The sequence below is a fragment of the Pseudomonas sp. AN-B15 genome (genome assembly GCF_019056475.1).
GTDB classification, from domain to species: Bacteria; Pseudomonadota; Gammaproteobacteria; order Pseudomonadales; family Pseudomonadaceae; genus Aquipseudomonas; species Aquipseudomonas parakoreensis.
Map to the genome: position 1 here is coordinate 5,992,030 of NZ_CP049737.1, position 19,775 is coordinate 6,011,804.

Consider the following 19,775-nt stretch of genomic DNA (forward strand, 5'->3'; position numbering starts at 1 on the left):
GGCGGTACCCGTCACTTGCCGCTCTTCGAACCGCCTCTCGCACCTTGTCAGTGATTGGGCGACTCGGCGCCGAGCACGAGTGATTTTAATCCACGATCTGTTCCACAGCGGTATCGACGGCCTTGTCCTGTATACGCTCTTTCGGCTTTGTCTGATTACGTCGTGCTTGTCCGCGCTGCCGCTTAGCCTGCTGCTTAGCATGCAGCGCCTGAGCCGCCGTCACCATGCCAACTGCCTGGCCGTTTAAGTCCAAGCGCGGCGCATTCTCCGTCATGCTTGCCCAGTAGCGATTTCCTCGGCACCAGGCAGCGATGCCCTGCTTGAGCTGTTCGCAGGATATTCCGAGCAGCTCCAGGTGTTGCTCGGCATCCTTGAAAATGCCCTCCTTTAGCGGAGCCTTGGGGGCCGGATTGACCGGGAAGGCCAATGGAAAGTGCTTCTGCAATCGCCAGATCGCTTCGACCGCAGGATCTTGCTCGCTAGGCTTCGTCTGCAGAGAAGGATTCCGCATACGCTGCTTCGTACTATCAGTCTTTACCTGCACTTTTTCGGCCCGCAGGCGGTCGCGTAGCTCAGCTAGTTGTTCAAAACCCATCGTTCAGTTCGCAGCCTTATGATTGATTCATGGTGCAAGGTTATCCCATTCAGTCTTTTGACACAGCCTGGGCCGAAAGCGGACTGCATCCAAGGGTTGCTATCGGCCCAGAGTGTGTAAAAACGCTGAGCCAAAATTGAAGTGCGCGCGTCTACGCGAAATCTGAAATTTATCGGTAGGTCAGCAGATATGGATTTTGCGTAGAACCGCATTTTTCAGCACGTTTTTTGGTCTTTGCTGCCCTTGAAAACGTTTTTACACAGCCTCGGCCAAAAGCTGTCATCGAGTGTCTACGAATTCAGGGCCGATTCAGTTTAGCGTGCTTACTCTATCCATTAAAATGAGTATGATATGGTTGTTATTTTTACCCGCTTAAATTTATTTGGAGCATCAAATGTCCCGTCTTGCTGAGTTTCGTAAACTCGAACAACAACTTGCGTCCCAGCTTGCTGAGCTTGAAGCAATGAAGGGCGATGCAGGTCTCAAGAAAGAAATAGAATTTGAATCGAAGCTACGGGACTTGCTTGCCAAGTACGGCTTCAGCTTGAAAGACATCATTAACCTGCTTGATCCTCAAGCTGGTCGTCGCGCTCCAACCGTCGATTCCAAAGCCGGCAGCCGCAAACCACGCCAGGTAAAGGTTTATAAAAACCCTCACACTGGCGAAGTCGTAGAAACCAAAGGCGGCAATCAGAAAACGCTGAAGGAATGGAAAGCTGAGCATGGCTCCGCTACCGTCGAGTCCTGGCTGACCAAGTGATTTTTGTTTGAGTACAAAAGGGCCCTGCAAGGGCCTTTTTTTGAGCCGAAATTTTGGATGGTTGAATCGCCCCTGTATTCGTAGAAACTCGATGGCCGCTTTTGTCCGACCTCAGTCTGGCGCAGCGGGCAGATGTCGACCCAAAGCTGCCGGTGGCGACAGGCAGAAATCGGCCAGAAGCGGTCGTAGGTGTCTACAAAAGCCGGGGTAATTCATCTCATACTTCCCCCATCAGTCGCGATTACTCAGTTGTCGGAGTTGCAATCCGCGAACACCTTGCAGCCAACACCTACAATCAGAAGCTGCAACGGTTGCTCACCTAGAGTTCAGCGCTCGTCTGGCTTCTTGGCTATTTGTGCCTGATACGTCCGGCATTGACCAGGTGATGGATGTAGGGTGCAAGACTCTCTACATAAGCTTCAATAAACTCGTCAGGGTCTACTTGGTCGTTGCCCGCGAAACGACGCTCCATCGCTGCTCGCGAGCTGGCAAGAACCTCTTCTAGATGCTGCTCCTGCTGCCGCTGGATCTCATGGGGAAGGACAGCGTGCAGGCAGTCCAACGCTACCTGCGAATCGTAGAACTGATACTCATAGATTTTCCTGATCTCTGACTCATCAAAATTCAAATCGAAATCGACAGAAAATTCCTGACCCTTGGTTGGGTCTATCGCATACGAATGCTTAAAATCGTCACCCTCGTAATCTGCGCTCAGCGAAATAACGATTCGGACAATGCCAAAATATTCGAGATACGCTTGAACCGTCCGCGCGGCCTTGTTGCCCTTCACGCAAATGCAGTGGACGGGCACGCCGACTGGCCGGTTGATGAGTAGGTCATGGTGGTAGTAGTGGCCGAAGCACGGTTCACCATCGTTGAAGATATAGGCGTTCGCTCGCTCGCAGATCTTGGGGTTGATACCGTTTGCAGACAGCAGAGCTAGAGCCGTTTTCACGAACGACTTGCCAACACTCAGGCCGCCGAAGCTGAATTCGAAGTGGAAATACCCATCAGGGTATTTTGGCTGTGCTATCGCGCCGGCTAAGGTTTTCTCGACATCCAGCGTGGGATAGGTGCGTTTCAAGCCAGTCACGATCTGGCGGGCCTGCTTCATGTCATTGGCGCTGATTTGAAAGTGAACGCCATCTTCCTTCACTTCCTTCTTGATCTCTGGCGCGAAGAATTTCAACGAATTCTTATCGTAGATTAGCTTTTCGCCAGCAGTCGTCTCAACGACTTCAGCGCGGTTCTCGCCTCTGTCACGTACGACACGGAAGAACAAGGCCAGCTTGTTCAGTTGCTTGGCTAGATCTGTATCCCACGTCTCCCCGGCCTTACCATTGCACGTACGACAGATGAAACCTTTAACCTCACGTATCCCGCCGATTGAGTTAGGGATGATGTGCTCACCAGAATCGTTTTGAGGCGTTAGAGACTCACTGCACAGGTAGCAATCCATACTTCCCACTCCTAACGGCTCACCGGGCTTTCCAAACCTTCAACGCCTTCTTCATAAGGGTGTTGAACGTGGCACCCATGCTACCTGTAATCTCGTTCGTGGAGGCATACAGCACACACTCGGCCTAGGTCACGAACGGCCAAGAGCAGTCACTCGCGCGACTGAGTCCGCATCAAGTTTACGGCAGTATCCGACTTATCGGACAAGAAAGCCTTTGTGAACTTCGTGCTTGCCTGATATGCCAGGCATGATGCTCGTGGGCTCGCTCAGGAGAAGCTGTCACCATTGCTGCGACTTCGCTACAAGGAGCTGTCGGCTGCATTTGCAGAGCTCGGCACGTTGTAAACAATCAGGAAAGTCTTCGTCGAATTTCAGAGGCACACGTATGTCGGATAAAGTAGCCACAGAGCTGGCGGGGTGGGAGAAGACCCGGCCCATACGGGTAGCGTTTCTCATCGAACCAGGTGAACACGCAGATCTCATTCTCGACGGTATATTTGCTGACTGCTACTCGCGATGGGGTGGTCGATTCAGCCTTATCGCCCCATGTGCAGCCGGCCGGATTGTCGCCGACTACTGGCCATGGTTGGAGGCCTTCGATCCAGACATCGTCTACTCCTATGTTGAGCTGGCCGGAGATGCGGTTCTTGAAATTCACGAACGCCTCGTCCCGTCGGACTACATCCTTCATCGGCTGGAGTCCAATTCGAGACTGGATCTTCCTGCGTTCAGGCCGCAGTATCGCTTTACCGCGCTCTCCTCACTGTCGACCATGTTCCGTCTAAGTCGTCACAGCCCATTGCCAGATGGGCCAAAGATCAAGGTCATCGACAGTTGGCACACGGAAAGGCCTACCCGATTCCTGACCGACAACCTTGGCACCTACCATACGAGTGCGGCCACGGGCATCTACCCAAATGATGCGCGGTCAACGGCTGGCCTACTGACGGTTGTCTCCGAAGAGTATTTTCAAGACCTCAAGTACGGAGTGCCTCGCGATCTTGATCGCGTCGCGTCCGAAGCTGAGGCCTTTACCGAGTTTGTGTGCAAGCGGGCAACGGGCATCAGTTTGCTGTCGTCCTTGTATGCGACGCGTCTCGAGATACGGGACAGTCGGTGGAGCAGTGCGTTCAACCTGGTAATCGGTGAGTCATTCGAAGACAGGCTTCTGTTCTGGAATGCAAGGTTGCTCATACCCGCATGGCTCGACAGCGACCTGTGCTGCTTCCGGCTGACGCTTGACCAGTTGAAGGACGAGGACTGGGTTAGCCAACTCGCCCAACTGCTTAATTCGCGCAATCACGTTAATAGTGGTGCTGGAGGACAGTCGCAGCTTCAGGTGCGCTCGGCGTCACATAGCGCAGATGAACTCGCCGAAGTACTGAGTACGCTTCGCGGCGCAAAAGTGTGGAGCGTTAGTGGAACGGGAGACGTCGTGCCGGGTGGTCACGTCATCCCGAGCGAGGATTCGCTGCGACGTGCATGTGAAGAGACTCAAGCCATGGAGGGACGACTTAGGGGGGCTGCATGGCATGGCTTTCGGTGGAAACCGCCTATTGCTCGGCCGTCAGCAATGGAGCCGGAACATCTGAATGATGCTCCACCGGGTCAATCGTTCACACTTGGACTCTGGGCGCTCGATCTGAGCTTCGAGTATGAGCGGGACAAACCCAGATTTGCGCAGGACAACATGTGGATGCTGCCAAAGCGGTGGCGCATGGCCGCTGCCTTTGAGGCCAAATTCGTAACGCGCGGCCTCGGGCAGAGCCTGCCTCCTATGTGTCGCACGGGTAGGCACGGTAACCTGGCTGTATTTGCTGGTGTTAACCGTGCGCTTGAGTCGGTAAGGGTCCCGAGCGCCTACGAGGCTATGCAGCATGCACTGTGCAGGGACTCCGCGATCTGGAATGTAGGTCCAAGTGATCCGCCGTGGCCTTCGGCGAAGGCGGGATGGATGCATCCCTCAAGTGAAAGCCCTCATCTCATTGGCGTCCTTGGGATGGCCGGTGGTCTCTCGAGGGCCAAGAGCCTCCTTTTGCATCCCTTCTTACAAGAGGAATTCGCAGCCTTGGGCGGATCGCCAAATCTTGCGGATGCCGATGTTTTGGCCACCGCGAACGCTATCGCGAAACGTGCGCGTGGAAGACCAGTCTTCGATCTTCAACTTGAGAGTGAGCGCACAGCCCTTGCAGCGCTTGTCGTCAAGGCGGCGCAATCAGTCAAGGCTCCGAAGATGCATGTTGCGCTCGACCATCTACGAGAGCGCTGGAATGCTTACAGGGAGAGGTACTGGGCACAGCGCCCCGATGAGGTGGCTGGCACTGAAGAGGAACGCAGAGAGCAGAATGCCAGGGAGCAGCGAGCCATTGATGACTGTCTCGCTGAAATGAGAACAGCACGAATGCTCTTTCAGGGTTATCCCTGGACTTGTGTGGCCTGTCAGCATCGCAACTGGACGGACTTTCAGGCCCTCAGATCGCCTCTTGCCTGTGATGTCTGCCGGACCGAAACGAATCTGCCTGTCGGTATTCCCTGGTACTTTCGGCCGAATGAATTCCTTATTGAAAGCCTTCGCTCTCATAGCGTGCTGTCGCTGGTCTGGGTTCTGTCAGCGCTGCGCGATCGTGCTCATTGGTCGTTTATGTATTTGGGGCCGACATGGTTTGGTTCCTTGCAAGACTACGACAATCCCGACTCCGAAGCGGACCTACTTGCCATCGTCGATGGCGAGTCAATTCTCTGTGAGGTGAAGTCAGCATGGCGCAGCCTGCGGGGCGTGCATGTAGAGGACTTTGTCCGTATTGCAAAGCGCCTCAGGCCCGACCGAGCGATGCTTGCCGTCATGGAGGAAAGCACGCGGCTCGATAAAGAACTCAACAAGGCCAGGAGTGACCTTGAGGCAGATGGTATTAAGTTCGAACTGCTGACGCTGGCAACGTATCGCGTTCACGACGACCTATTTCTTGTTAGCTAGATCACCTAACCAGTGAGCGTTTTATTCAAAGCTGACATTGGTGAATGTCCGCTTTTGGCCAAGGCTGTGTAAAAGCGTTTTTGAGCGCGACAGGTACTTAAAAACGGACTGAAAAGCGCGCTTCTACGCGAAATCCACATCTGCTGACGTGCCGATAAATTTTAGATTCAACGTAGAAGCGCACACTTCAATTTTGGCGAAGCGTTTTTACACACTCTGGGCCGATAGCTGCCCGTAATGAATCGCAGCTATCAGCAACGACTGACGCTCGTCTCTCCTCAGTTCTGGCCCACAGCGGCGGGGTTAAAGTTTATTGACTATGCCAGCAAATTTTCTATTTTAGATTCTGACAATTCCTGTCCCGGGAGTTCGAAGGCGAGTTAACCAAGTCTTAACGGCGTCTCGCTCAACAACCTGTATCGGATAACCGCGAGCACTGATTGTGGTTTGTGCACCCGGACTTAACTCCGAGGTTGTAACTATCATGCCGTAGTCTGCGCCCATAAACTGCACGTCCGCCGCAAGGCCCTTGATTATTACTTTCTCGATTTTTGCTTTCTGGCGCTTGCACTGGATCAGACAAGTAGGTTCCGCATCCTTCAGCGTTTCGGGTTTCCACAATCGGACGTCTACACCATCGTCGTTGGTGCCAGGACCAATCTCAACTCGAAAGCCATCTCTTTCGAAATATTCTGCTGTGAGTTCTTCGAATTTTCGCCAGTGCATTTCACCCAAGCGGTGATCATTGTTAGATAGGTAATTTATGAACCGCTGGTCAATGAATGTTCCCCTTTCAGGTGTTTCTAGGGTGCCGGAGAAGAGTGCCTTGAGCTCTAAGGGGGTGGCCCATTCATCGCACCTTGATAACGTATGAAGACTGATTCGCATGTGGTGGTCGAAGCCATTAATATGCTCCATCGCCATATCCAAGCCCGTTCGATCAAACTCCACGGCACAACGCTTCATTATTTGAGATGGATCTAAGGATTTACCACCGCCCTTAGTGGTTTCTTCAATTAGGTCCATCATCATTTCATTGAAAATTTCGCTTACACCCTCGTATATAGCGAGCAAACGTGGGTTGTGCTTGTATTTATGGTAGAGCTTAATCTGTGGAGGTATGCCATTCTCTTCGCCTTCTGTATAGCCGATCCTGTGAAGTAACCGATAGCAGACCGCCTCAAATTCCTCAGAGCGTATCCGCAAGCCAGCTTTTTCAGACTTAAGTAATACATCACCAAGATTCCGATGATCCCCCGAGAGGTGATCACATAGCTCTGGCACCGACAAAGCCAAGCCGACCTTTTGACCTGCAATTTCAGATAGATGATCGGCAAATACACCGGGTGAAAAATTCATGGCCATCGAACACGTCCTTGATTTGGCAATTGACTAAAGATTGTAGATCGACACTTCACAACGAAATTTTAGCGGTTCGTTGTTTTTTAGAACACAAAATTGATATGACCAGCGCGAATTAGACATTCGCATCTGACCTGATCGTATGTCCCGGTACAGACTCATGGGTTCTTCACATTAGATAGGAGTCGCATGACTGGTTTGGGTCGAAAGCGGAGCCAAGTCGAACGCCCGCTTTTGGCCGGATAGCGACGGTCTAGTTGCGACTGTCGCTGGAAAATTTACACCTCTGCCTGCTCAGCCATTTCCAATGGTATCGTCGACCTCAACCCCAAGGTATCTGACGGTACTTTCAAGCTTCGTATGACCAGGCAGCAGCTGAACTACCCTAAGATTCTTCGTCCTACGATAAATCAAAGATGCCTTGGTGCGTCGTAATATGTGAGTGCGGTATATAGCTGGATTAAGGCCAGTAGCCGTCGCTACTCAGTAAACTCCGATCGGCTCCAGACCTGAGCGATTGCGGACGTCATGCGCTGATGACAGGCGATAGAACAGGTTCTGCGGCTTGTCCTTTGCCAGAGCCCCTACCAACTCCTCAACGAGAGCATGTCCTTTAGGCTTGTCAGTCCATGCCTGGGGAAAAACTCAATTTTGAATATGTGTGACTTGAAGCCCCCTAGGTCCTTAGGGGCAAAGCCGATCGCATATGCAGAATTAATTTTGGTGACATATAGCACCTCCCAATGGGCCTCAGTTTAAGGCTGGAGGTGTCTACGAAACCCGGGGCGATCACAGAGCTTATTTTCCTCGCTGTAAAGGCTCACCTTAAAGTGTGATCTTCACTTCAGGTTACTTAACCGGCCTCAACCGCACAACTTTTGATTCTGCCAATTGCTTTTCCAGAAATAAAATCATCAGATTTTTAGATTTAATTTCATCCTCATAATCGCGCCGCGCATCCTCTAACTCCACAAGCAACTCAGAACACGCCTTCGCTAGGACCGAAACAAGATATTTTCGATCGGAAAGTTGCCTTTTTAACAAGTGAACTTTCAACTCCTGTTGTCTTTTCGGCTCGGCATCAATTCCAGAATTATAAATTCTCACTAGTTCCACAATGTCAGGATAGTATTTATAAATAGACGAACGAGTTAAATTCACAGCACGGGCCAAGCTCGTTATACTGAGGGTGCCCTCAAGCTTAAGAGCCTCAAAAGACTTTAGTATTGCTTCGCGGCTACCTTTGCTCATGCTTAAATTAACCTCTCGCAATTACGCCCAAAACTTTTTCAGCCTGTTGCAGCCTCAATTTTAGAACATGGCGCGTCTGATCCGGCATCCCGGAAAGCGATAACCATTTCAAGCTATCATCCCGATACTGCTGCCACCAAATCTCGTGCTTAGGCGTTGCTAAAAAATTTGAACAGCGACTGCAAACCTCAGGGGTTCTCTTCGAAGGATTGGGCTCTTCCCGACTTCCTTCACAAGCGCTCAACTCCTGCTTGTAGTTACAGGCCCCCCACTGACAGGGAATCAGTTTTACCCCCCGTCCAAGCAACAACAAGACATCCTTATTAGTTTTAAACTCACCTGCAAACCGCAGGATAGACTCCGATTGGTGCACACCACTTGGGGTCGTATAAATTGTGCCACTATCAACGCCTACAAGATCCCGCACTGCGGCTTCCATCTCCAGCGCAAGTTCATCTTTCACCAATCGCCGAAACTCAATCCCTGGCTTGGCATAGCTAATATCAACACTATATGCCGAAGTATGCGAGTACTGGACTGCCAGATCACCTAAAGCAGAACGATCGCGCATCGCGACGAATCGAGCGAATAACTTCCGCCCCATATGAGAGTGTAACCTTCCACTCCAGCCAGTGACCTCACTCAGCCCAATAAACTTAGCAAAGGTATTTAACCTTATATTTACCGCAGTAACACCAATGACGTTGAAGCCTACTTTTGGGAAAAATGGCCACAGGGTATCCCCACTTGAAACCAACCAGAGATTATCCGTGCCACTGGCCAATCGGGCGGGCGCGGAAAGTCTAGTAAGCGTTTCAAATGCTTTCACGGCCGCACTGGATAGTACCCATGGGTCATCCTCACCTTGATCTCCATAGCTACTCTCAAGATCTGCCGAATACCTCTTCTTAGATCGAGCAGAACTATAATAATAGTATTCCCTTCCAGTATAGTGCTTACGCTTACTAATACTGCCAACCCTAGCTCGCCGCACCTCACTAATACGGGGCGCAGTTGTAAATGTAATCACAATGAAGCATGCGGTCTGAATGTGGCAAAGAAGCGTGGAGATATCTTGCTGGCGACTCGCCTTTAGTGACTCTAAGGACTGACCTAAGCCGGGGCCAAAGCTGAAAATCTCGTTTGAGATTACACTATCAGCATATTTTGCAACAGCCGCTCTATTAGTTACCCCTTGGGCTTTTATATTATCCACCGCCCCAACATATTTACCATACACCCGCAGAAGGCATTCAGTGCAGGTGTCGATAAGTTTTATTGCCTGCCTAAGCAAATAAAACGATGCATTATTAGGGGGCGCCTCCCACTCCTCCAACTCGCGAAAACCAAACAAAATCCGTTTGCGAACTTTTGTTGGAAATGGTTCGGATTCAAATCCATCGCCCGTGTAAGAGGATAAACGATGAACGAGATTTATGCTAAACAAGCATTGACCAATAGTTTTATTGCAGTGCTTCTTTTCGCCATTATTTAAAAATAGCTCTTCTATTATTTTTTGAGCTTGCATTGCCGTCATCGTAGCTAACTTTGGGAAGCCTTTTTCATGTGCGCCAAAGAAGAGCCTTCGGATATATGTTAATTTCACCTTCACCGTCTCTGGCGAATATCGAACCCCTGCCAAGCCTACAAGCATGCATGCGGCAACTGATTTTAAAAGCCCTGCATAGTGCGGAGAGAGATTGTAAGGTTCGACCAATATTTTGGGCCACTTAAATAGTGTCGGGCGGTCAGCAATAGAGTCACGATTTGGATTTGTAAAAGTCCAAATATCATCATCAAATTCGCAACCATACTTTGCCAGACCGTCAGTGACGAGTGAATAGTGCTGAGGCAATAGGATTGGATTTTCCATCTCAATACACCATCGGCAATTCTGGCAGTTGATCCAACATACGCTCAGCCCGGTCGATCACTTTGCGCGAAATACGTGGAACTATTTGCTCAGAAATAATAGAAAGTATTGGGCGAAACACAGATTCAAAGCGCATAATTTGATCAGCCGAAAGCTGGCATTCCCGCTCCATCTTTTCAAGGGCCATCTGGGACTTTATAATTCTAGCAACGAATCTTGGATCGTCCACTACCACCAGCGCATTCGGACAGGTTGCACATGAAAGAAACTCAAGACAGTCTTCTCCCCTTACTGAATTAGGAGCCCTGCCTTCCTTTGCACCATGGCATGAGAAGCCAAAAAGAGTTGAGTATCTTGACTGGCCATCTGTTTCGTCAGCTAACACCGCGGTGATCAACTCCCCTTGATAAGCAGCAACTTTCTCATAGCTATCCTGCTGCGCTTGCTTACCATTCAAATAAAATCTATTTGTAGTCGCTATATCTTTATGCTGCAGATGATTCTTGGCGTCTTTTGCTGTCTTTTTGTTTTTTATAAAAGCCGAAACCGCTTTTCGTAAGTCGCTGAAGTTAAAATACGGAAAACCATACAGATCCCTAAAATCGGAGAGGTAATTATGAAGGGACTGCACGCAGAACCTCCTCGCGACATGACCGGTGCGTATCAAAAATAAAAGCCGTTCATCGCCTGGTTGGGCTAGATGTCTAGTTGTCTCAGTCAAGGTGAGCACTAGCTCAATCAAACTTGGCGCTGAGTATTTACCTGCGTTGAGAAAGGAGAGTTGTTGCTCCCTACCTGACCGCCCCTTCTCCCACCGGATAAAAGCCCGAGTTTCATCTGCCGGGTCGGTATCATAACAGGTCGCCTCTATTTCCATGAGCGCAACTGGATTTGCGGCCATCTCAACTAAAAGCAAAATATAAATCGGCAGGGCCGCTCTATAGGTTAATTCACGATAGTGCCGAAATTTCTTCAGGCTAATGAGATTTATAGTGCGGCCAATTTTTGCTCTTATCTCTGCCCGCGTCCACGCATTCTCTTTTGCTGCGCCAATCAAAACCGATATAACCTCAATGTCCTCTGCAGTCAAATCAGGATGCGATACAGCTTCACCTTTTCCGATAGCGCGGCTAACCGCAAAATCCTTTGTTACACCCGCGATTTCCTTTTTGCACACCGAGACTATTCGCTGCAGATCCTTATACGAAACATCATTATCTCGATTGTTTTTACGCTCACGAGTAAAATCGAATAACTGAATCACCTGGCGTTTCCAAAAAATAGATTCGCTAACTCCTGAGAGCCAATCAACCAAGCGACGAGCAAAATTATAATGTGAACCAATAGTTTTCTTTAGCCTTTTACCACTATCCAAGAACAGCGCATATCCAGCGAGAATATCTTTGCAATCATCTTCAAAAGATATCTTTCGCTCGACAATGCAGGAGCAAAGTAGTCTTGTCGACCTCCACGCTTGTATCCTGCTCCTAGGGTGGTAGTGTCCTACTAGCTCTACGAAGGCATCCTTAAGGTCTTGAGCAATCGTGTGGTCCAGGCCAACGATTTCAAAATCATAGGTATTCCACCGCTTGCGTTCCGGATCATAAAACTTTGCTTCTAGTGGCCTACTCATACGCCCCCCGCAATATCGCCGGCCACATCTTCAAGCAGTGCGAGTACATCGCTGTTATTAGAAACAATCGAATCCAGGTAATCCTCTGTTGTTTCTGAAGACGCATGACTCAACAACCCCTGCATAACCTTTACTGAATCAAGATCATTGAATGCTGGAGACGTCGACATCCTTCTTTCCACCACTGTCGCAAACGTATTTCGCGCTTGATGAGGGTTGGCCTTAATTCTAATTGTAGAGCAAGCTCTTTTAAATGCAGAGTAATAGCAGCTATAGGAGACCGGTGTCCCTGTGGAGTTCAAGAACAACGCCTCAGGAGGGCGACCAGACTTGATTTCTCGTCCCAGGCTCAAAACCCTATCTATTTCCACGTACCGGCTTGTTCTCTCAATGACTAACCTCGGAACATAAGCGTGGACTACCTTACCCCCTTTAGAAAGTACAAAGACAAAACGATCAGAGACCTCACTACATAGTTGCTCGAAATCAACTAACTTGACATTCAGCAGTGCACCAATGCGCAATCCGGTTGAGACCGACCATACAAAAATCAACTTGTGCACGCCATGCAAATTAGCTACCAATGCATTGCAGGCGGCGACAGGAATACTCCTTTGCTTCTTAATTCCCCCTCGAAGGTTCAGCTTCAGCCTTGATAGCTCTTGCAAGCTATCATGATAAATCTGCGCACTTGGTGAAGGCTGCAACGATAGCCTAGACCAATAGAACTCATAAAATTCAGAGACAACCACGAGCCTTAGATTTATCGTGCGCACCGCGAGCAGCCGATTAGTTTTCTCACTAATAGTATTTTTTATTGAATTCCGATATCTTAAAATGACTCTTGGAGTCGCGCGCCTCCAATCAAAACCACTCTTTTCTGCATAGTCAAACCAAGCAGCCAAACATTCCGCGTAAGTCTTAACGGTTTTATCGGTTTGGTATGCGGGTGAGTAAAACAGTTTTTCCTGAAGAAAATAACTAGCCTCTCTAACGATGGAGTTCGAATTGTCGATTATGAGAGGTATCCCAGATGAGGGAGCAAATTTCTTGGAGGCAAAGTGATTCGCGACGTCGAACAGCCTCGCCTCATCAAGCGACTGCTGTAGGGCGCTATGGGTAATTTGAGCAGGCCAAAGCAGCTTCATAGACCACCTCCAACGTCTACAGTGTAGCCCGGTATCCTAATTCCGGAATTTGATCGCAAGGTGTTGGAGGTACTGCGCGAACCTCTGGAATCCGGATATATCGTGATCGCCAGAGCCAAGGACCGCGTGCGATTCCCCGCGCGCTTTCAGTTGGTAGCAGCGATGAACCCCTGCCCTTGTGGATATCTGGGCGAACCGAGCGGCAAGTGTTCGTGTACACCAGACATGGTGCAGCGCTACCGTAACAAGCTCTCGGGGCCGTTGCTGGATCGGATCGATCTGCACCTGACGGTGGCGCGGGAGGCAACGGCGCTGAATCCATTGGTCAAACCGGGCGAGGACAGTGCCAGTGCGGCAGCCGTGGTGGCCGAGGCACGAGAACGCCAGCAAAAGCGCCAGCGTTGTGCCAACGCCTTTCTTGATCTACCGGCGCTCAAGCGGCACTGCCAGTTATCCACAGCCGATGAGAAATGGCTCGAGTCAGCCTGTGAACGGCTGACACTCTCACTGCGTTCGGCACATCGCTTGCTCAAGGTTGCGCGCACGCTGGCGGACCTTGAGCAAGTGGATGCGATCAAGCGTGAGCACTTGGCCGAGGCGCTGCAATACCGCCCGGCAACGCCTTAATGCTCGGTCAAATCCACCAGCGGCGCCTGCCGTACTTCGGTTTCGCGCCCGGCCTGAATCTCGGTCACGCGCTTCAATGCGTTATCCACAGCGCTTTTGTCTGCCAGCAGGCTGTAGCTGATCTGAAACTGTTGGCTGGCCTTTGGCGCAATGATCGGTACCAGGTTCAGCGGACGCTGATAGCGGCGGTTGTAGGAAAAACTGGTGCCCGGTTCAAGGCCCGTGACATAGCCTTGCCCTTGGGTGTCGGTGTTCTTCCACAGAGAAAATACCGGCAGCTGCCGGGTATTGAAGCCGACGGAGACACCGAGGCTGCCAGCCTTGTCATGCAGCACGGTCAGGGTTTCGCCTTTGGCGTCGGCGTAAGGTATGACGTTGTAAACGGTTTCGTCATAGTCCTTGGTCGGCCCGCGATAGGTCTGCCAGTCCGCCAACTCGGCTTTGGCCTTGTCGTTGAAGGGCGAGACCTGTTTCACCGGTGCTGCGAACCGCGCGCCCTGCTCGAGGAATGGCGTGCTGAAATTGCTGTGGTACAGCGCCTGGTATTCCTTCGGATAATCGCCGTTATTGGTCAGCGTATCGTTAAGGGCAAAACGGGTGCTGCCGGGCTCAGTGACAAGCTCGGTCATCACCGAAAAATCGACTTTCTTGAACGCCTGCTCTTTCAGTTCGCCGCGCAGGCTGATGGCATAGGGTGGTTTTTCATCGATGTGCAGCGTGACGCTGCTGGCTGGGGTATTGGCAGCGCGGCCGTGCAGGGTCAGCAACTCACCATTGTCCATGCCGGGATGGCCGACCCATTCGTAACCGCAGCGGGTCACCAGTTCATTGAAGCCTTCCAGCCAGCCCAGACCTCCGCGCCCATTGAGTTCGATGAAGGCCGGGTTGACCACGTCCTTGACCGGCGAATCCCAACCCATGCGTACATTGCCGACGGAGGCCTGCAGGACATTCATGCCACGGGTTGGCACCACCGAGAGTTTCATCGTGCCGTTATCGATATCGACGATGCTGACACCTTCCTGTCGCCCACCGTGCAGGGTGTGCAGGCTTATGGAGAAAGGTTTGCCGGTTTTCACACCGAGCTGCTCACTGGTGATCGTCCAGTTTTGCGCCGGTTTGCTGGCGTCGAGGAGTACGTAATCCCATGCCATGGCCTGGGAAGCAGCGGACAGTGCGCCAAGGGCGACGACGAATTTGAGCGGGGTCATGGCAGCAGCCTTTATTGGAGTTGTGCCATTTTTATAGCGCTGCGGAAACGTTTCAGCAAGAAAAGATGAGAGACATATAGAGTGATTTTTCATGGATCGGCGGCGTTGCATTCGCGAGCAGGCTCGCTCCCACAGAGTATTCGGGTGCTCAAACGATTTATGAGCGACCCCGGAAACTGTGGGAGCGAGCCTGCTCGCGAAAGCTATATCAAGGCCGAATCAACGGAAGCGATCAACCTCGGAACGCAGATCCGCCGCCAGCTTTTCAAGCTCTTTGGCGGTGACCGCGAGGTTGGAAACCACTTCACGCTGCTCGCTGTTGGCCAGCGCAATACTCTGCAGATTGCTGCTGAGCAGCGTCGCCGTGCTGCTCTGCTCCTGCGTCGCCGTGGTAATCGCCGCAAACTGCTGCCCTGCCGAACGGCTCTGTTCATCGATCCGCGCCAGCGCCGAAGCCACATTGGCGTTGCGCGAAAGGCCTTCCTGCATCAGCACATTGCCCTGTTCCATGGTGCTGATGGCGTTGCCGGTTTCCTGCTGGATGCTGTGGATCATCCCGGAAATTTCATCGGTCGCCTGACGGGTGCGCGACGCAAGGTTACGCACTTCATCAGCCACCACGGCAAAACCACGGCCCTGTTCACCGGCCCGCGCCGCTTCAATCGCCGCGTTGAGCGCCAGCAGGTTGGTCTGTTCGGCAATCGAAGTGATCACACTGACGATGCCGCCAATTTCCTGAGAGCGTTGACCCAGCGTGTTGATCACGGACGCCGTGGTGTTCAGCGCGCCAGCGATTTGTTCCAGCGAGGACGAAGCTTCTTCCATCGAGCTGCGACCGATCTGCGTTTGCTGGGCATTTTCCTGCGCCAGACGCTGAGTCGCGCCCATGTTGTCGGCAATGTTCAGCGAGGTCGCGCTGAACTCTTCCACCGCGCCGGCCATGCTGGTGATTTCGCCGGACTGCTGTTCCATGCCTTCGTACGCACCACCGGACAAACCGGATAGTGCCTGGGCGCGGCTGTTGACCTCTTGCGAGGCGCGGCGGATGTGCTCGACCATGGTCGACAGCGCCTGGCTCATCTGGTTGAACGCGCGGGACAGCTGGCCGATCTCGTCATTGCTCGACACGTTCAGGCGCACGCTCAGATCACCGGCGCCCAAGGCTTCGGCCTGACGTACCAGATCGCTCAATGGCGCCAGTTTGCTGCGCAGCAGCCAGACCACCGAACCGACCGCCAACAACATCGCCAGCAGACTGCCGATAGCCAGTTGCGTACCGACACTCCAGGTCACCGCGCGGATCTCGGTTTTCGGCATGCTCGCCACCACCGACCAAGGCCCGCCCTCGAACGGAACAGCAATGCTGTAAAAGTCTTCAGAGGTGTCGCTCCAGAACTCACCCTTGCCCGGTTTCGCCGCCAGCCCCTTGATCACCGGAACGGCCTGATCCAGCGCTTGCACGCCGGCCGGCGCCACCAGCCATTTATTCTGCTCATCCAGCAGCGCCAACGAACCAGTCTGGCCGATGCGGAAACGCTTGAGATTGGCAAACTGGGCGTTCTGCGCATCGGTGTAGTCAAAACCAACGAACAACACCGCAATCACCTTGCCGCTGCTGTCGCGCACCGGGGTGTATTGGGTCATGTAGGAACGATCGAACAACAAGACACGGCCGACGTAGCCCTGCCCCGCCATCAACCTGGCATAGGCGGGGTGCGCATGATCGAGCAAAGTGCCGATGGCGCGCGTGCCGTCCTGTTTGGTCAGCGAGGTGCTGACGCGCACGAAATCTTCGCCGCTGCGCACGAACAGCGTGGCGACACCAGCGGTCATCTGCTTGAACTCGTCGACTTCCTTGAAGTTGTTGTTCAGCACTTCACTGCCCAGGTGCAGGCCCGGGGTCTGGGTGCCGGCGACGTTCACCGGTTCATCCGGGTGAATGCTCAGGCCCGCGCTGAAGCGCTTCTCGAACAACCCGCTCAGGCGCTGGGTGCTCTCGCGCAGCGTGCCGTGGAAGGTGCTCAACTGGTCAGCCAGCAGCCTCGCCTCACTGGCGAGGTGTTCTTCACGGGTGGCGAGATTGGCGGAATCCAGCGAACGCAGGGCGAATACCGTACTGCCGCTGATGACGATCGCCAATATCACAGCGAGCGCGAGGCCCAGCTGCGAAGCGATCCGAGCGCGAGGTTGAGACATGAACAGCTCCTGGCCGAGCCACCGGATCCTCCTTGATCGCAGCACCTGCTCGGAAAATTCTAATAATGGGGGTGGAATCGTGGAGACCGGCACGACGGTCCCACATGCTCATTTTCGGCGGTTAAACCGAATACTTGAGTAAATAGCGGGGTTATGGCGCAAGGCCGGCATTGTGGCGGCTCAAACGTTTCAGCTCAAGCGCTTGACCTGCGGCAGCACCATGGCGCGCACTTCGCCTTGCAGAAAATCACTGAGACGGCGCAAACGTTCACCTCCCGGACGGGTTTTCGGCCATACCAGGTAGTAATTCAGGCCACTGGCGACGGCAGTCGGCCACGGCAGGCTCAAGCGGCCCTGCGCCACATCCTCGGCGACCATCAGCAGATCCCCCATCGATACCCCATAGCCACGGGCGGCAGCGATCATGCCCAGTTCGAGGGTATCGAACACCTGCCCACCCTTGAGCGAGACCTGATCGGACAGCCCCATATGCTCCAGCCAACTGCGCCAGTCACGCCGGTCCGGGGTCGGGTGCAGCAACTCGGTGGAGGCCAGCCGCGCCACGTCCCAGGGTTGATCGTTCAGCAGGTTCGGCGCGCCGACCGGGATCAGTTCTTCGGGAAACAGCAGGCTGGCCTCCCAGTCCGGCGGGAAGTGCCCGTCACTGAGCAGTACCGCGCAATCGAATGGCTCATTGTTGAAATCCACCGAATCCACGTCCATCCACGCACTGGTCAATTGCACTTCGTTACCCGGTTGCAGATGGCGGAAACGACTGAGTCGCGCCAGCAGCCAGCGCATGGTCAGGGTCGATGGCGCTTTCATGCGCAGGATGTCGTCCTCGGCGCGCAAGGTGTTGCAGGCGCGCTCAAGGGCTGCAAAGCCCTCGCGAATGCCGGGCAACAACATCCGCGCCGATTCCGTCAGTTGCAGGTTGCGTCCGCTGCGGTGAAACAGTTTACAGGCGAAATGCTCTTCCAGCGTCTTGATGTGCCGGCTGACAGCACTCTGGGTAATCGACAACTCCTCGGCCGCCCGAGTGAACGAGCTGTGCCGCGCCGCCGCTTCGAATGCGCGCAGGGCATACAAGGGTGGAAGACGACGGGACATACACAAAGCTCCTCTAGCGGCATCCGGTCAACCCGACGGGGTGTTCTCATGATGAGTTTTAATCATGCCACCCATCCTTTTTATCCTTTTGTGCAAACCCTGCCAAGCGCCGAGAATCGACGGTCTCGTGTTCCCTTTGATAAATGGGTGGTGATGACCATGCAGCATCCTGTGCGTACCGAACTCTGGGCCATCCTGCGGCTGGCGGGGCCGTTGATTGCTTCACAGTTGGCGCACATGCTGATGGTGCTGACCGACACGCTGATGATGGCGCGCCTGAGTCCCGAAGCGCTGGCCGGTGGCGGACTGGGCGCGGCAAGTTATTCGTTCGTGTCGATTTTCTGCATCGGCGTGATCGCAGCGGTCGGCACCCTGGTGGCGATCCGGCAGGGCGCCGGCGACATCATCGGCGCGGCCCGCCTGACTCAGGCCGGATTATGGCTGGCATGGCTGATGGCGCTGGGCGCCGGTCTGCTGCTGTGGAATCTGAAACCGGTGTTACTGCTGTTCGGCCAAACCGAAACCAATGTCCATGCTGCCGGGCAATTCCTCATCGCCCTGCCCTTTGCCCTGCCCGGCTATCTGAGCTTCATGGCCCTGCGCGGCTTTACCAGTGCGATCGGCCGGGCGACGCCGGTAATGGTCATCAGCCTGGGCGGCACCGTGGCCAACTTCCTGCTCAATTACGCGCTGATCACCGGCCTGTTCGGCCTGCCGAAACTGGGGCTGACCGGCATCGGCCTGGTCACGGCAATCGTTGCCAACTGCATGGCGCTGGCGCTGGCCTGGCACATCCGTCGGCATCCGGCCTACGACGCTTACCCGTTGCGCGCCGGCCTGTCGCGGCCAAATCGTCAATATCTGAAAGAACTGTGGCGGCTCGGCCTGCCGATTGGCGGCACCTATGCCGTGGAGGTCGGTTTGTTCGCCTTCGCCGCGCTGTGCATGGGCACCATGGGCAGCACGCAACTGGGCGCACACCAGATTGCCCTGCAGATCGTTTCGGTGGCGTTCATGGTGCCGGCGGGGATGTCCTACGCGATCACCATGCGTGTCGGCCAGCACTACGGCGCCGGGCAACTCAGCGATGCACGCATGTCCGGCCGGGTCGGCATCGTCTTCGGTGCAGTGGTAATGCTGGGTTTCGCCATGGTGTTCTGGCTGTTGCCGAATCAACTGGTCGGGTTGTTCCTCGATCACCACGACCCGGCGTTTGCCGAGGTGATCCGCGTGACGGTGAGCCTGCTGGCGGTGGCGGCATGGTTTGAGCTGTTCGATGGTACACAGACGATTGCCATGGGTTGCATTCGTGGACTCAAGGACGCAAAAACCACGTTTCTGGTCGGCCTCGGTTGCTATTGGCTGATCGGCGCGCCGGCGGCGTGGTGGATGGCGTTCCACCTGCATTGGGGGCCAACGGGCGTCTGGTGGGGTCTGGCGCTGGGTCTGGCGTGTGCGGCGGTGAGCCTGACGCTGGCGTTTGAATGGAAGATGAAGCGAATGATCCGGCTGGAGCCTGTGTCACAGAGGTTTGAGGCCGTTCGCGCAGATTAGGATCAAAAGATCGCAGCCTTCG

13 protein-coding genes and 2 pseudogenes are annotated in these 19,775 nt (G+C 53.5%); 4 read left to right on the forward strand and 11 right to left on the reverse strand.

Annotation, left to right across the window (positions count from 1 at the left end; translation table 11 throughout):
- Window positions 1–85: 85 nt before the first annotated feature.
- Window positions 86–595, reverse strand: coding sequence for a ProQ/FinO family protein (locus GTQ41_RS27220; RefSeq protein WP_131670719.1), 510 nt, complete (start codon window positions 593–595; stop codon window positions 86–88).
- 394 nt (window positions 596–989) lie between these two features.
- On the opposite strand from GTQ41_RS27220, the gene GTQ41_RS27225 reads away from it, so the two are divergent.
- Window positions 990–1,355 carry a histone-like nucleoid-structuring protein, MvaT/MvaU family gene (locus tag GTQ41_RS27225; protein WP_131670720.1) on the forward strand — a complete coding sequence of 122 codons (366 nt, stop codon included), beginning with the start codon at window positions 990–992 and terminating at the stop codon, window positions 1,353–1,355.
- 349 nt (window positions 1,356–1,704) lie between these two features.
- Here the strand turns inward: GTQ41_RS27225 and GTQ41_RS27230 are convergent, their stop codons facing one another.
- Entirely contained in the window at window positions 1,705–2,814 is a 1,110-nt protein-coding gene (locus tag GTQ41_RS27230) for an HNH endonuclease (protein WP_131670721.1), read from the reverse strand.
- A 385-nt stretch (window positions 2,815–3,199) separates the two neighbouring features.
- Here GTQ41_RS27230 and GTQ41_RS27235 point away from each other — a divergent pair, with 385 nt between their 5' ends.
- Window positions 3,200–5,788: a hypothetical protein gene (locus GTQ41_RS27235; protein WP_131670722.1), complete on the forward strand. Its 2,589-nt coding sequence runs from the start codon at window positions 3,200–3,202 to the stop codon at window positions 5,786–5,788.
- A gap of 339 nt (window positions 5,789–6,127) precedes the next feature.
- Here GTQ41_RS27235 and GTQ41_RS27240 read toward each other — a convergent pair whose 3' ends face one another.
- The 6 genes and pseudogenes from GTQ41_RS27240 to GTQ41_RS27265 form a co-directional block, all read right to left on the reverse strand.
- Window positions 6,128–7,153, reverse strand: coding sequence for a restriction endonuclease (locus GTQ41_RS27240; RefSeq protein ID WP_131670723.1), 1,026 nt, complete (start codon window positions 7,151–7,153; stop codon window positions 6,128–6,130).
- 275 nt (window positions 7,154–7,428) lie between these two features.
- Window positions 7,429–7,618: pseudogene (locus tag GTQ41_RS27245) on the reverse strand (integrase); the annotation flags it as partial.
- Between the two features lie 381 nt (window positions 7,619–7,999).
- A complete protein-coding gene (locus GTQ41_RS27250) occupies window positions 8,000–8,401 on the reverse strand; it encodes a hypothetical protein (protein ID WP_131670724.1) in 402 nt (133 codons plus the stop codon).
- 7 nt (window positions 8,402–8,408) lie between these two features.
- Window positions 8,409–10,274: a hypothetical protein gene (locus GTQ41_RS27255; RefSeq protein ID WP_131670725.1), complete on the reverse strand. Its 1,866-nt coding sequence runs from the start codon at window positions 10,272–10,274 to the stop codon at window positions 8,409–8,411.
- Window position 10,275: 1 nt separating this feature from the next.
- Window positions 10,276–11,907, reverse strand: coding sequence for a hypothetical protein (locus GTQ41_RS27260; RefSeq protein ID WP_131670726.1), 1,632 nt, complete (start codon window positions 11,905–11,907; stop codon window positions 10,276–10,278).
- On the reverse strand, window positions 11,904–13,055 hold the full coding sequence (locus GTQ41_RS27265) for a tyrosine-type recombinase/integrase (protein ID WP_131670727.1): 1,152 nt from the start codon (window positions 13,053–13,055) through the stop codon (window positions 11,904–11,906). Before GTQ41_RS27265 ends, GTQ41_RS27260 begins: the two co-directional genes overlap by 4 nt.
- Before the next feature lie 39 nt (window positions 13,056–13,094).
- On the opposite strand from GTQ41_RS27265, the pseudogene GTQ41_RS27270 reads away from it, so the two are divergent.
- Window positions 13,095–13,682: pseudogene (locus GTQ41_RS27270) on the forward strand (ATP-binding protein); the annotation flags it as partial.
- Here the strand turns inward: GTQ41_RS27270 and GTQ41_RS27275 are convergent.
- The 3 genes from GTQ41_RS27275 to GTQ41_RS27285 form a co-directional block, all read right to left on the reverse strand.
- Window positions 13,679–14,893, reverse strand: coding sequence for an aldose 1-epimerase family protein (locus GTQ41_RS27275; RefSeq protein ID WP_047297264.1), 1,215 nt, complete (start codon window positions 14,891–14,893; stop codon window positions 13,679–13,681). The pseudogene GTQ41_RS27270 and the gene GTQ41_RS27275 overlap by 4 nt on opposite strands.
- Before the next feature lie 219 nt (window positions 14,894–15,112).
- Window positions 15,113–17,089 (reverse strand): methyl-accepting chemotaxis protein, encoded by a 1,977-nt coding sequence (locus tag GTQ41_RS27280; RefSeq protein WP_047297265.1) that lies wholly within the window; start codon window positions 17,087–17,089, stop codon window positions 15,113–15,115.
- Window positions 17,090–17,278: 189 nt separating this feature from the next.
- Window positions 17,279–18,199, reverse strand: a complete 921-nt coding sequence (locus tag GTQ41_RS27285; protein ID WP_047297266.1) for a LysR substrate-binding domain-containing protein — start codon at window positions 18,197–18,199, stop codon at window positions 17,279–17,281.
- Window positions 18,200–18,352: 153 nt separating this feature from the next.
- Here GTQ41_RS27285 and GTQ41_RS27290 point away from each other — a divergent pair, with 153 nt between their 5' ends.
- Window positions 18,353–19,753, forward strand: a complete 1,401-nt coding sequence (locus GTQ41_RS27290; RefSeq protein WP_196302454.1) for a NorM family multidrug efflux MATE transporter — start codon at window positions 18,353–18,355, stop codon at window positions 19,751–19,753.
- The last annotated feature ends 22 nt before the right edge of the window (window positions 19,754–19,775 follow it).